General features: G+C 54.9%; 9 protein-coding genes. 5 read left to right on the top strand and 4 right to left on the bottom strand.

Going from position 1 to position 12,268, the window contains the following annotated elements; translation table 11 throughout:
• Positions 1–33 precede the first annotated feature (33 nt).
• The 4 genes from ACP5D4_RS18670 to ACP5D4_RS18655 form a co-directional block, all read right to left on the bottom strand.
• On the bottom strand, positions 34–909 hold the full coding sequence (locus tag ACP5D4_RS18670; RefSeq protein WP_428013124.1) for a M48 family metallopeptidase: 876 nt from the start codon (positions 907–909) through the stop codon (positions 34–36).
• A gap of 76 nt (positions 910–985) precedes the next feature.
• On the bottom strand, positions 986–2,305 hold the full coding sequence (gene murA, locus ACP5D4_RS18665) for a UDP-N-acetylglucosamine 1-carboxyvinyltransferase (RefSeq protein ID WP_428013123.1): 1,320 nt from the start codon (positions 2,303–2,305) through the stop codon (positions 986–988).
• Between the two features lie 262 nt (positions 2,306–2,567).
• Complete coding sequence (locus ACP5D4_RS18660) at positions 2,568–5,003, bottom strand: EAL domain-containing protein (protein ID WP_428013122.1); 2,436 nt, start codon at positions 5,001–5,003, stop codon at positions 2,568–2,570.
• Positions 5,004–5,273: 270 nt separating this feature from the next.
• The gene (locus tag ACP5D4_RS18655; RefSeq protein WP_428013121.1) at positions 5,274–6,464 is read right to left on the bottom strand and encodes an IscS subfamily cysteine desulfurase; all 1,191 of its coding nucleotides are present in this window, start codon (positions 6,462–6,464) and stop codon (positions 5,274–5,276) included.
• Between the two features lie 92 nt (positions 6,465–6,556).
• Between ACP5D4_RS18655 and ACP5D4_RS18650 the strand changes: the two genes are divergently transcribed.
• The 5 genes from ACP5D4_RS18650 (at position 6,557) to ACP5D4_RS18630 (ending at position 12,079) form a co-directional block, all read left to right on the top strand.
• Positions 6,557–7,612 carry a tocopherol cyclase family protein gene (locus ACP5D4_RS18650; RefSeq protein WP_428013120.1) on the top strand — a complete coding sequence of 352 codons (1,056 nt, stop codon included), beginning with the start codon at positions 6,557–6,559 and terminating at the stop codon, positions 7,610–7,612.
• 192 nt (positions 7,613–7,804) lie between these two features.
• The gene (locus tag ACP5D4_RS18645) at positions 7,805–8,446 is read left to right on the top strand and encodes a ribonuclease H-like domain-containing protein (protein ID WP_428013119.1); all 642 of its coding nucleotides are present in this window, start codon (positions 7,805–7,807) and stop codon (positions 8,444–8,446) included.
• Between the two features lie 241 nt (positions 8,447–8,687).
• Positions 8,688–9,851 (top strand): GuaB3 family IMP dehydrogenase-related protein, encoded by a 1,164-nt coding sequence (locus ACP5D4_RS18640; protein ID WP_428013118.1) that lies wholly within the window; start codon positions 8,688–8,690, stop codon positions 9,849–9,851.
• A gap of 674 nt (positions 9,852–10,525) precedes the next feature.
• Positions 10,526–10,849, top strand: a complete 324-nt coding sequence (trxA, locus tag ACP5D4_RS18635; protein ID WP_428013117.1) for a thioredoxin — start codon at positions 10,526–10,528, stop codon at positions 10,847–10,849.
• 168 nt (positions 10,850–11,017) lie between these two features.
• Entirely contained in the window at positions 11,018–12,079 is a 1,062-nt protein-coding gene (locus tag ACP5D4_RS18630) for an LOG family protein (RefSeq protein WP_428013116.1), read from the top strand.
• Positions 12,080–12,268 lie beyond the last annotated feature (189 nt).

The following is a 12,268-nucleotide window of genomic DNA, read 5'->3' as shown; positions in this document are numbered from 1 at the left end:
GGCCGAAGCCGCCACATTTTGAGTGTGGTGCGTCTACCAATTTCGCCATCCGCCCTTGGGATTAGCTTTACCATTATAACCACCAATTCGCCGATTTAGCAAGTCCTGATAATTTTGAGTCGCTGCCCATCGATCGATCTCCCGGGCCCGCAGAACGGGAACCGGATGAGAAAGCTGTTCGGCGTGCATTTGCTTGAGTGCTTCCCCGAGGGCGTCCTGACTAATCTCATCGTAGGCGCGAGCCTGTTCGAGAAACCCATCGAGATTCAATTGGGACGCCATCGCCGGAGAGCCGCCGGCCAGTTTCATCAACACCGACATAACAACGCGGGGATTTTGCGTGGCCAACAGCGCCGCGCGATCGCAGCTAAACTCGGCGCAGCGCATCCATTCGAGCATCTGCGACTGCAAACTCTGAGCCACGATCGTCCCCCAATTGGGAAGCTGTCCGGCCAACAAAGCAATCAAATTCGCCAGAGTCAAATACACCCCATGTTCGCACTTAAGATGTCCGAGTTCGTGAGCCAGAACCGCCTGAATCTCTTCCGGCGTCAGCATATCCAACAGAGAGGTATGCACGACGATAAAGGGTTGTCGGCCGCGCATGGCGAAAGTGTAGGCGTTGGGAACCGGATGTTGTCGCACGTAAAGCTGGGGCGCTTCCACGTCCAATACCCGCGCGGCTTCGAGGAGGAGTTCGTAGAGATGGGGGAGTTGTCGATCGCTCACGCGCACTCCCGAGGCGATATTTTCCAAATAAAAATACTGTTCTCCCACAGCACCGAGCAAACTGCGGACGACCAAATCGATCCCCGGAATTTGTTTGAGGGCGTCGGTGGCCGCGCGATCGAGGGGATGTCGAAACTGTTCCGACTTCAAGCCGACGAGGTGAGTTTTGCTCAAAGACATCTCGGGGACTACTCCACAAAAGACAGGAGGAAACGAATACCCATTTCCTCCTGTTATTTTAGCGAGTGGTACGACGTTACGCCGACGGTTGCCCCGACTCGATCGCTTCGGTGGCCGTTTCAGAACTCGGAACCATCACCCGTTCGATATCGGCACCAAGGCGACAGAGTTTTTCAGTGAGGTTTTCATAACCGCGATCGAGGTGGTGCAGTCCTTGAATCACCGTTTTTCCGTCCGCCGCCAGTCCGGCCAGCACCAACGCCGCAGAAGCCCGTAAGTCCGTCGCCACCACCGGCGCCCCCGAGAGCATCGGCACCCCGCGCACCACCGCGATATTGCCTTTGACGCGGATATCGGCGCCCATCCGTTGCAGTTCCGCCACGTGACGCAAGCGATTTTCAAACACCGTTTCCGTAATGACGCTGTTGCCGTTACTGAGAGTCGAAAGCGCCATAAACTGAGCTTGCATATCCGTGGGGAAGCCGGGATAGGGCTGAGTTTCGATGTCGGCCGCTTCGATGGGGCTGGGAATCACCCGCAGGGTATTGGGGGAGTCCATCGCCACCTGAGATCCCATGGCCCGCAATTTGGCGATCGCTGCCGTGAGATGATCGGGAATCACCGGAGACATGGAAATTTCCGATTGCGTAATCGCCCCCGCCACGAGGAAAGTTCCCGCTTCGATGCGATCGGGAACGATGCGATAGTCCGCCTGGTGCAGGCGGGGAACGCCGACAATGCGAATGGTTTTCGTACCGGCCCCTTGAATTTTGGCGCCCATCGCGCGACAGAAGTTCGCTAAATCCACCACTTCCGGTTCCTGGGCGGCGTTATCGAGGGTAGTTTCCCCGTCCGCCAGCGTCGCGGCCATCATCAGGGTTTCCGTGGCGCCGACGCTGGGATAGTCCAGGTAAATTTTCGCTCCCCGCAGCCGTTTGCGTCCGCCGCGCACGCAGGCGCGGACAACGCCGTGATGGATTTGCACGTCGGCGCCGAGGGCTTGTAAGCCCCGCACGTGCAGGTCTACGGGACGGGCGCCGATGGCACAGCCTCCCGGAAGCGGCACGCGAGCGATGCCCAAGCGAGCCAGGACGGGGCCGATGACGAAGAAACTCGCCCGCAGTTGGCTGACGAGTTCGTAAGGGGCTTGAGACTGGCCGATGTGTGTGGCGTCGATGTCTAAGACATCGCCGTGGGCGTCGAGTTTCACACCGAGGGCGCGAACGATCTGGCCCATGCGCTTCACGTCGAGCAAGTTGGGAACGTTGCGAAGTCGGCAGGGTTCCGGACAGAGCAAAGCCCCGGCCATCAGCACGAGGGCAGCGTTTTTCGCCCCACTTATCGTAACTTGTCCGCTCAGGGCGCTGCGCCCCCGAACATGCAGGACGGATTCCATCGCGTCGGAAGACCCCGGTTTGGGGTGGGCGACGGAAGAGTGGAGTCCCTTCGGATCGAGAGAAAGATTAATGGGTCTGTCCTCCAGAACGACGATCTCGTGTAAAAACCTGTAGAGTTCGGTTCCGATTCTACCGGAAACGTTGCGATGTAATATGGAGTTTAAGGAATTTTGTCAAGCACCGTTGAAATTTTTCGGGATTTTTCCGGAATTTGGAGTGCCGCGACGGGAGCGGATGGATTTCCCTCGACCCTGAGTTGTCCTATCGGCCATTCGATCGAGCGCCCCACTGGGTCAGTAGTTCTTCGGCCAGTTCCGCCGACAGCGGTGCCGCAAACCAATAGCCTTGTCCGTACTGGCAGCTTAGTTTTTGCAGGTGTTGAAGTTGGTGGATATTTTCGATCCCTTCTGCGATTATGTCAATTCCTAGTCCGTGAGCGAGGCTTACCATGCTTTTTACTATTTTAGATTTACTATTTCGTTCTGCATCTTTTTTTAAAGAGAGACTGCGAACGAAGGATCGATCGAGCTTTAGCACGTCAATAGGGAAGCGGTGGAGATAGTTTAAAGAACAGTACCCCGTCCCGAAATCGTCGAGACAGATGACGATCTCCCGTGCTTTGACCGCTTGCAGGAGATCGATCGCCCCATCAACATCGTTCATCAAGGCGGTTTCAGTAATTTCCAACTTCAGAGTCGATCCGGGAAGACGCGTCTCCTCCAGAACTCGATCGAGTTGGGGCAGGAACTCCGGCGTGAGTTGTTTTCCCGAAACGTTGACGCTGACGTGCAGAAGAGAGTGGGGAAATTGCCGTTGCCAGCGTCGCAGTTGGCGAGAGGCTACTTGTAACACCCACAGTCCCAACCTCTGAATCGACCCAGTTTCTTCGGCGATGGGAATAAATTCCACCGGAGAAATCGCCCCGTATTGAGGATGGTGCCAGCGCACCAGTGCCTCGAACCCAACCACTTGCAAACTGTTCAGGGCGACGATGGGTTGGTAAACCACGCGCAGTTCCTCGCGATCGATACAAGAGCGCAAATCGGTTTCGAGTTGCAGACGCCGCACCGTCTCGCCGCGCATGGCGCGATCGAACACCACGATACGAGGTTTGTTAGATTGTCTTTTCGCCCGATACAGCGCAATATCCGCATCTTGTAACAAATCTTGCGGTTGCTGATACAGCTCGTCGTTACCCTGGGCAACAATACCGATACTGGCTTGAGAAAACAACTGATGCTCGTCAATATAAAACGGCGCGTTCAAAGCATCTTGTAACTGCTGCGCCAGTTCCACCACTTCCTCTCTGTCGCTGACGTTTTCCATCAACACCGTAAACTCGTCGCCTCCCAACCTTGCGAAGGTATCCCCCGGACGCAGATAGTTTTCTAACCGCTGCGCCAGGGCCAGCAACAATCGATCGCCCACCACATGACCCAAACTGTCATTGACTGACTTAAAATTATCCAAATCCAAAAACAACAGGGCGAAATTATAGCTAGGGTGACGCCGGGTACGGCGCAGACTGCGTTCGATCTGGGCGAAGAACCAACCCCGATTCCACAATCCCGTCAGGGCATCGTGAGAGGCGCTGTAGCGCAGTCGTTGTTCCGTGCGCTTGCGTTCGCTGATATCGACGACCGACCCTTCATAATACCGTAAGTCGCCGTTCTCCTCCCGTACCGCCCGCACGTCCTCAGAAATCCAAATAATCGACCCGTCCCGGCGGTAAACCTCCGCCTCGAACCCGGACACCACGTTTTGAGCTTGTAACAGTCGCAGCAGCTTGGCGCGGCGACTCGAATCGACGTACAGTTGTCGATCGATATCCCGTAACTCCTCGATTAACACTTGCGGCGAGGGATAGCCCAACAAATAGGCTAAAGCCGGATTGGCACTGAGATAATAGCCTTGGGGGGCGACTTGAAAAATGCCCTCGATGGCGTTCTCAAAAATGCTGCGATACTTCGCTTCCGCCTGGGCTAACGCCTCCACCGTCCGTTTCCGTTCGGTGATATCGAGTCCCATTCCGAAAAAAAACTCACAGCGACCGGTTTGAGGGTTGGGAATGGCGCGGCCGTGCCATTCCACCCAAATTTGGCGTCCGTCTTTCGTTAAAACGGGATTTTCCGTGTGCGTCAGCGACGATCGAGCGAGCAGTTTCTCGAACACTTGCGCTACCACTTGGCGATAGGGAACCGGAACGAAGGTCGAGAGATAATCGCAGCCGAGAACCTCCTCCCGGTGGTATCCCAACAGGATTAACATAGACTCGCTCATCCGCAACACCCTTCCCTCTCGATCGATGGCCACCACCAAGGAAGGATTCGCTTCGAGAAGGGTTTGATTGAAGGCTCGTTCGAGTTCCAAAGCCGATCGGATTTCCTGACTGTAGGGGTGGATTTGGCGGCGGGAACGATACCAACGTCGCAGCGCCACCGCCCCGACGGCCGACCCCATGACTACCGCAACGACACCGAGGGTTTGCCAAATACGATTGACGACCGGATACGACGGAGACCCAACTTGAGACAACTCCGTTTCGTTTTTCCGCTCGATCGACAACTCGCCGACCGAGGGTCGATCGTTTTCTCGCCAAGTCCAGGTCAAAGCCAGGCCGATGGCCAAAGTCGCCATACCGACCACTCCCGCCACCTTAGCCAGTCCCTTGTCTCGCCGTTCTCTATCCTCTGTCATGACTTCGATGGGCCTAAGCGCGACAACATTGGCGACCCGTCGCCCCCAACGGCTTGGCTTGGGCTATCTCCCTTAACCAGTCAACCGGCTGACGACTCCGTTGTGGGAAATGTCCCCAAACTGTCACATCGCCCCCCAAATCGTCCCACAAAACTCTGACAACCTCTCGCCCGACCTTCGCGATCGACGTTGCCGATCTTGCTAACAGTCTACCGGAACCTCAGGGTGAAGTTTCTCTCGCAATTCCCTCAACCCGCGCATACCTCGCCTTTAAAGCGCGTTTGAGGACATCGATCGACTAGCCCGACGTAACGATTCGATGGTTGAAATCACCTCTTGGGCGACGAGATCGATTTCCTCGACCGTCGTAAACCGACCGATACCAAACCGAACCGACGCATAGGCCAAAGATTCCGACCGTCCCAACGCCGCCAAAACATGAGACGGCTCGATTTTCGCCGACGTACAAGCCGACCCCGACGACACCGCCATCACCGATTGCAATCCCAACAGCAGCGCCTGACCGTCCACCCCTTCAACGCTAACGTTCAAATTACCCGGAAGTCGCCGTTCCCGATGTCCGTTGAGAAAGATCCCCTCGAGTGGCGAGAGTTTTTCCCACAATCGCTCTCGCAGTTCCGTCAACCGTTGCATCTCCTCCTCCATCAGCGACCGTCCCAACTCCACCGCCTTCCCAAACCCGACAATTTGCGGCGGATACAGCGTCCCCGATCGCATCCCCCGTTCGTGACCGCCGCCGTGAAGTTGCGGCGCCAGTTTCACCCGAGGATGGCGACGCCGCACGTACAACGCCCCGATACCCTTGGGACCGTAGACTTTATGCGCCGTCAGGGACATCAAATCGATATATTGCGCCTGCACGTCCAAGGGAATTTTACCGATGGCTTGGGCGGCGTCCGTGTGGAACAAAACCCCGCGATCGCGACAGATTTGCCCGATTTGCGCGATCGGTTGCAACACGCCAATTTCGTTATTGGCCGCCATCACCGACGCTAACACCGTATCCTCCCGCAGAGCCTTCTCGAACGTTTCGACATCGAGCAACCCGTCCGACTGCACCGGAAGCACCGTCACCTCGAAGCCGAGAGATTCCAAATACTGACAGGGATCGAGGACGGCGTTGTGTTCCGTCGCCACCGTAACGATATGGCGACCCTTCGTAAAATAGGCTTCCGCCACCCCCTTAATCGCCAAATTATTGGCTTCCGTCGCGCCGCTGGTAAAAATAACTTCCTCGGGAGACGCGCCGATAGCGGAAGCGATCGACTCCCGCGCCTGTTTGACCGCCGCTTCAGCTTCCCAACCGTACTGATGGTTGATACTCGAAGGATTGCCGAAATACTCCGTAAAATACGGCATCATCGCCGCTAACACCCGTTCGTCAACGGGGGTCGTGGCGTGAGCGTCGAGATAAATCGGGCGTTGTCGGTGTTCGGACATGGACGATTCAGTGCTGGCAAACTGCAAAACTGACAAGATTTTAAAATTAAGCAATCGATATTATCGATCGTATCGATCGACCGAGTTTCTCTATGGTAAGTTCTCCGGTAAGTTCTCAGCCGACACCTCACAGCGGATATCACTGGGACGGCATCAGCCCGCGTTTTTTTGAAGGGTGGTATTACCGCGTTACGCTTCCCAAAGCGCAGCAAACCTTCGCCTTTATGTATTCGATCGAAGATCCCGTCGGCGGACAACCCAACAGCGGCGGTGGGGCGCAAATTCTCGGACCTGACGACGAATATCTCTGTCGGACTTTTCCCGACGTCAGCCGATTTTGGGCGTGGAAAAACGCCCTGGGATTGGGACATTGGGGCAAAACCGACTTAACCGGAACGCCGACCTTTCTCGACCCTGCCCTATTCGATCGATACATCAAAGACGGCTATCAAGGAACGGCCACCTGGCATCAAGGCCACCTCTACGACCCCGGAACCGAACATCGCTGTCAGTGGCAATATCGCATCGAACCCGTCTACGGTTGGGGCGATCGTCAGTCTACCGCTGGCGTCCTGTCCTCCTTTCAAATCTTCGAGCCCGGATGGCAGATTTTGATGGCCCACGGCTGGGCGACGGGTTGGATTGACTGGAACGGAACCCGCTACGACTTCCATCGCGCCCCCGCCTACGGCGAAAAAAACTGGGGTCGATCGTTTCCCAAAAGCTGGTTTTGGCTCAACTGCAACAGCTTCGACAACGAAAGCGACCTCGCCCTCACCGCCGGAGGCGGACAGCGACAGGTTCTTACCTGGATGGAATCCGTGGCCATGGTGGGCGTTCACTATCGCGGTCAGTTCTACGAATTCGTCCCCTGGAACGGAACCGTGACTTGGGAGGTTTCCCCCTGGGGGTCATGGAAAATGCAAGCCGAAAGCGGGGATTTCGCCGTCGAACTCGAAGGCACCACCGACAAGCCAGGGACGCCGTTACGAGCGCCCACCCATCGCGGTTTAGTCTTTGTCTGTCGAGATACCATGGCCGGCCAGGTGAAGTTACGCTTGACCCGACGGGAACGGGGCAAAGTTCGCACCCTCGTCGAAGCCACCAGTTCCCAATGCGGCTTAGAAGTCGGGAACATTGAGGATTGAGAGCCGTAGGGTGCGTGACGCGGAAAAATCGGGTGTAAATCGCGAGACGAGCCAATCGTCACGCACCACCCCAGACGGGGGGATGAGCCGATGATGGGGTGAGGGGATGAGGAGATGAGGGGATGGCGAGAAATTATCAATTGTCTCCTCGACATGGGATGATGGAAAAGGGATTGACTTTTTTCAGGAAGAATGGAACCGCAAAATTTTAAAGAAAATTTTAAAGTGTTCGATCGAGACCTCGACGACAATACGCTCGATCGCTATCTCGAAGCCTCCGAGTTGTCCGTCGATACCGAAACCATGGGATTGTTACCCCAGCGCGATCGACTCTGTTTAATACAACTGTGCGATCGAAACGGTTTCGTCAGCGCCGTTCGCATCCAGCGCGGACAAACCGAAGCCCCCAACCTCAAACGGCTGTTAGAAGCCGACTCGATTCTCAAAATCTTTCACTACGCCCGCTTCGACGTAGCCACACTGAAATATCACCTCGGAATTCTCACAAATCCCCTCTTCTGCACCAAAATCGCCAGCAAACTCGCCCGGACTTATACCTCTTCCCACGGCTTAAAAGCCTTAGTCGGCGAACTCGAAGGCGTCGAACTCGACAAAAAAGCCCAAAGTTCCGACTGGGGAAACGCCGCTAACCTCAGTCAAGAACAATTGAGTTACGCCGCCAACGACGTACTCTATCTCATCAGTCTCAAAATCAAACTCGAAACCATGTTGAAGCGCGAAGAACGCTGGGACTTAGCCCAACGCTGCTTCGATTGCGTCCCCATCTTTGTCGATTTAGATTTAATGCAATATCAAAACATTTTCGAGCATTAAATCACGATCGTCACCTCGAGGATTTCGTCTCGTATAGCGAACAGCAAATCGTAGGGTGCGTGTTTGACAGCGAACAGTTAACAGCGAACAGTTAACAGCCAACAGTTGCTCCCCATCCCCTCATCCCCTCATCCCCTCACCCCGATCGCACCCTAACCTCATCACCAAAACTTGTGCAATGGATCGTTTTTGGGTAAATTTGCTAGTCTAGCTTAAATAGCTTTGGGAACGGTAAAGAACAGTGGATATTGTAATTGGGCGGGGCAAAACGGCTCGCCGAGCTTACGGAATTGACGAAATCGCGTTAGTACCGGGTCAGCGTACCATTGACCCCGACCTCGCCGAGACCACCTGGAAAATCGGTGGCATCGAGCGAGAAATCCCCATCATCGCCAGTGCGATGGATGGGGTGGTCGATGTCCGCATGGCCGCTTTACTCTCGGAACTGGGCGCCTTGGGCGTATTGAACCTCGAAGGGATTCAAACCCGCTACGACGACCCCAATCCGATACTCGATCGAATCGCATCGGTGGACAAGCATGAATTCGTGCCGCTGATGCAAGAGTTGTACAGCCAACCGATTCGTCCGGAACTCATCGAAAAACGCATTCGCGAAATCAAAGAACAAGGCGGAATCGCGGCCGTCAGCGCCACTCCAGCCGGGGCAGTAAAATTTGGAGAAGCCGTCGCTAAAGCCGGCGCCGACCTATTCTTCGTACAAGCCACCGTGGTTTCGACCTCGCACCTGTCCCCCGAATCCGTGACGCCGCTGGATTTGGCAGGATTTTGCCAAGAAATGCCCATGCCAGTGGTACTGGGGAACTGCGTCACCTACGACGTCGCCCTCGAACTGATGAAAGCGGGTGCAGCCGCCATCATGGTCGGTATCGGCCCCGGTGCCGCCTGCACCTCGCGCGGCGTTTTGGGTATCGGCATCCCTCAAGCCACAGCCGTGGCTGACTGTGCCGCCGCCCGCGACGACTACCAGCGCGAAACCGGAAAATACGTTTCCGTGATTGCCGATGGAGGTTTGGTCACCGGGGGCGACATTTGTAAATGTATCGCCTGCGGTGCAGACGGCGTAATGATCGGATCGCCGATCGCCCGCGCGAAAGAAGCCCCCGGCCGCGGCTATCACTGGGGAATGGCAACCCCTAGCCCGGTTCTGCCTCGCGGAACCCGCATTCGCGTCGGTAGCACGGGAACCCTCGAGCAAATTCTGCGCGGTCCGGCGCAACTCGACGACGGAACCCACAACTTCCTCGGCGCGTTGAAAACCAGCATGGGAACTCTCGGCGCCAAGGATCTTAAAGAAATGCAGCAAGTGGAAGTGGCGATCGCTCCCTCGTTGCTGACCGAAGGTAAGGTCTACCAAAAAGCCCAACAATTGGGAATGGGTAAATAGAGAGATGAGGTGATGAGGTGACGAGGCGTTATCCTCCTTGTCTCCTTGTCTCCTTGTCTCCTTGTCCCCTTGTCCCCTTGTCCCCTTGTCCCCTTATCCCCTTGTCCCCGAGTGGGTCTTGTTAAAAAATTCCCAGATTTTAACGCAGGGGGGAACGTTATTTATTAGAATAATAAATAGCGGAGACGCATGTTTCCGTTCACTCCTCACACCACACTCCGCCCGGACGGATCGTTCGGGTGGTTTCTTTTTTGGGGAAGGCGCTACAAATCTATACAGGGTTGCCCAGCCGAACGCCGTTTTTTCCCAGTTTTTCCGGTAAAATAAAAGGTAACGTGAGACTCGCAAAACTCGTCAGATTGAGGCTTGAGAGGCTCGATCGACTGGGACAGTCAGCCAGTCGCCAACCCGAACCCTAGAGGCGAATCGAGTTAGACCGTTCGTTTTCTCTCTGTCGAATTGACTCGGCGAATTTTTCCGGTCGAACCCTTCTCGCTCCTTGCGTTTTCCTCAAGTCCAGCCCGCCATTGACGAAGAGGCGATCGATAGGTGATCGCTCGTCAAATCGAGAGTTCGTCTGAGACGCTCGGTTCCTATCGCCTCTGTCCGGGCGGGGGCGGAGGGAATGTTAAACTCAAGAGTGAACAAACGATCGATATTAAGGATTTCGAGGTATGTCATCAGCTGTAGAAGTTTCAGATGCAAGCTTTAAAGAAGATGTCTTAGACAGCGAGCTGCCGGTACTGGTGGATTTTTGGGCGCCCTGGTGCGGCCCCTGTCGCATGGTCGGCCCCGTGGTAGACGAAATCGCTCAGCAATACGAAGGAAAAGTCAAGGTCGTGAAACTCAACACCGACGACAATCCTGAAGTGGCGAGCAAATACGGAATTCGCAGTATCCCGACGCTGATGATCTTTAAAAACGGTCAAAGAGTCGATATGGTGGTCGGAGCAGTTCCCAAAACCACGCTGGCTAACACGCTGGAAAAATATCTCTAAACTCGCCTTCGATCGCGCCGCGATCGATACAATTCCCAAAACCGGCTGAGGGGTGACTCGTCAGAGTTCCCTCAGCCTTTGTTTGACGGCGCGATCGCTCCAATGTCAAACTGCCCATAAACTCCCGCGCTCTCGGTAAAATAAGATACTGCGCTTCACATACGGTTTATGGCAACACCACCCAACTCTTTCGAGACGCTATCTGTTGAAATTTCAGATTTGATCGACAAGCTGCCGACCCTCGAACATTGGCAGTGGATCGGTCGTTCCCTTTCTACTTTGGCGCAAATTGCCACCAAAGACACCGATCGCCTCGACTGGAAAATTCTCAGTTACTCGCTGCAAGACATGGAGCGAGGCTTGGAGATTTTTGCTAACTATCGCCACGTTCGTAAAATCTCCATTTTCGGCTCTTCCCGCACACCCCAGGACGCGCCGGAATACGACATGGCGCGAGAGTTCGCTCGCCGTCTGGTAGATTACGGCTTTATGGTCATTACAGGGGCCGGTGGCGGCATCATGGAAGCGGGAAACGAAGGCGCCGGCGCCGAAAAATCCTTCGGCTTGAACATTCAACTTCCCTTCGAGCAAGCGTCGAACCCCTACATCAGCGGCGACGCCAAACTTATCGATTTTAAATACTTCTTCACGCGCAAGCTGTTTTTCCTCAAAGAAAGCGACGCTATCGCCCTGTTTCCCGGCGGCTTCGGTACCATGGACGAAGCCTTTGAAACCATTACCCTCAGCCAAACGGGAAAATACGGCCCCGCTCCTCTCGTCTTGATCGATCGCCCCGGCGGTGATTACTGGTACGGTTGGCAAGACTATCTCAAAAACTGTCTGCTGAAAAACGGCACCATTTCTGAAGAAGATTTGAGTCTCTATACCATCGTTGACGACGTAGAAGATGCCTGTGACGCCATTCGTCGTTTCTATCGGGTGTACCATTCAAGTCGCTACGTGGACGAACTTTTCGTCATGCGCTTGAAATGTCCCTTGTCAGACGAGACAGTCGAACAACTCAACGACGAGTTTAGCGATATTCTCGTATCGGGGCGCATTGAAAAATCAAAAGCTCTCCCTAAAGAAATCGGCGACGAAACCGAACCTCTGCCTCGCCTCGTCATGCACTTCAATCAGAAAAACTTCGGCCGCCTGCATCAAATGATTTGGCGGTTAAACCAGTTAGGCTGTCAAGCGGCGAAAGAAGAACACCCGGAACAGAAATAACCCCAACCGAAATCGATAGTCTTTCAACTCCTAGCCGCGTTGCCTCGCCGCAATGCGGCTATAAGGTTTCTGTGGCGATCGCCTCTCGGTTGACAGATTGTCAAACTTTTTCTCGAACCTCTCAACTGAAATTGTTGACATCCTCTCCCAGCAACCCGTTCTGGGTATGCCGGGAGATTCCTTGGGTCG

It is taken from the genome of Baaleninema sp. (genome assembly GCF_049974805.1).
Classification (GTDB): Bacteria; Cyanobacteriota; Cyanobacteriia; order Cyanobacteriales; family Geitlerinemataceae; genus Baaleninema.
This window is presented reverse-complemented; position numbering and strand designations above follow the sequence as displayed.

What these genes read in the sequence shown, in the direction of transcription:
- ACP5D4_RS18670 (WP_428013124.1), bottom strand. Translation starts at nt 909, where the DNA reads ATGTCTTTGAGCAAAACTCACCTCGTCGGCTTGAAGTCGGAACAGTTT.
- murA (WP_428013123.1), bottom strand. Translation starts at nt 2,305, where the DNA reads ATGGAATCCGTCCTGCATGTTCGGGGGCGCAGCGCCCTGAGCGGACAA.
- ACP5D4_RS18660 (WP_428013122.1), bottom strand. Translation starts at nt 5,003, where the DNA reads ATGACAGAGGATAGAGAACGGCGAGACAAGGGACTGGCTAAGGTGGCG.
- ACP5D4_RS18655 (WP_428013121.1), bottom strand. Translation starts at nt 6,464, where the DNA reads ATGTCCGAACACCGACAACGCCCGATTTATCTCGACGCTCACGCCACG.
- ACP5D4_RS18650 (WP_428013120.1), top strand. Translation starts at nt 6,557, where the DNA reads ATGGTAAGTTCTCCGGTAAGTTCTCAGCCGACACCTCACAGCGGATAT.
- ACP5D4_RS18645 (WP_428013119.1), top strand. Translation starts at nt 7,805, where the DNA reads ATGGAACCGCAAAATTTTAAAGAAAATTTTAAAGTGTTCGATCGAGAC.
- trxA (WP_428013117.1), top strand. Translation starts at nt 10,526, where the DNA reads ATGTCATCAGCTGTAGAAGTTTCAGATGCAAGCTTTAAAGAAGATGTC.
- ACP5D4_RS18630 (WP_428013116.1), top strand. Translation starts at nt 11,018, where the DNA reads ATGGCAACACCACCCAACTCTTTCGAGACGCTATCTGTTGAAATTTCA.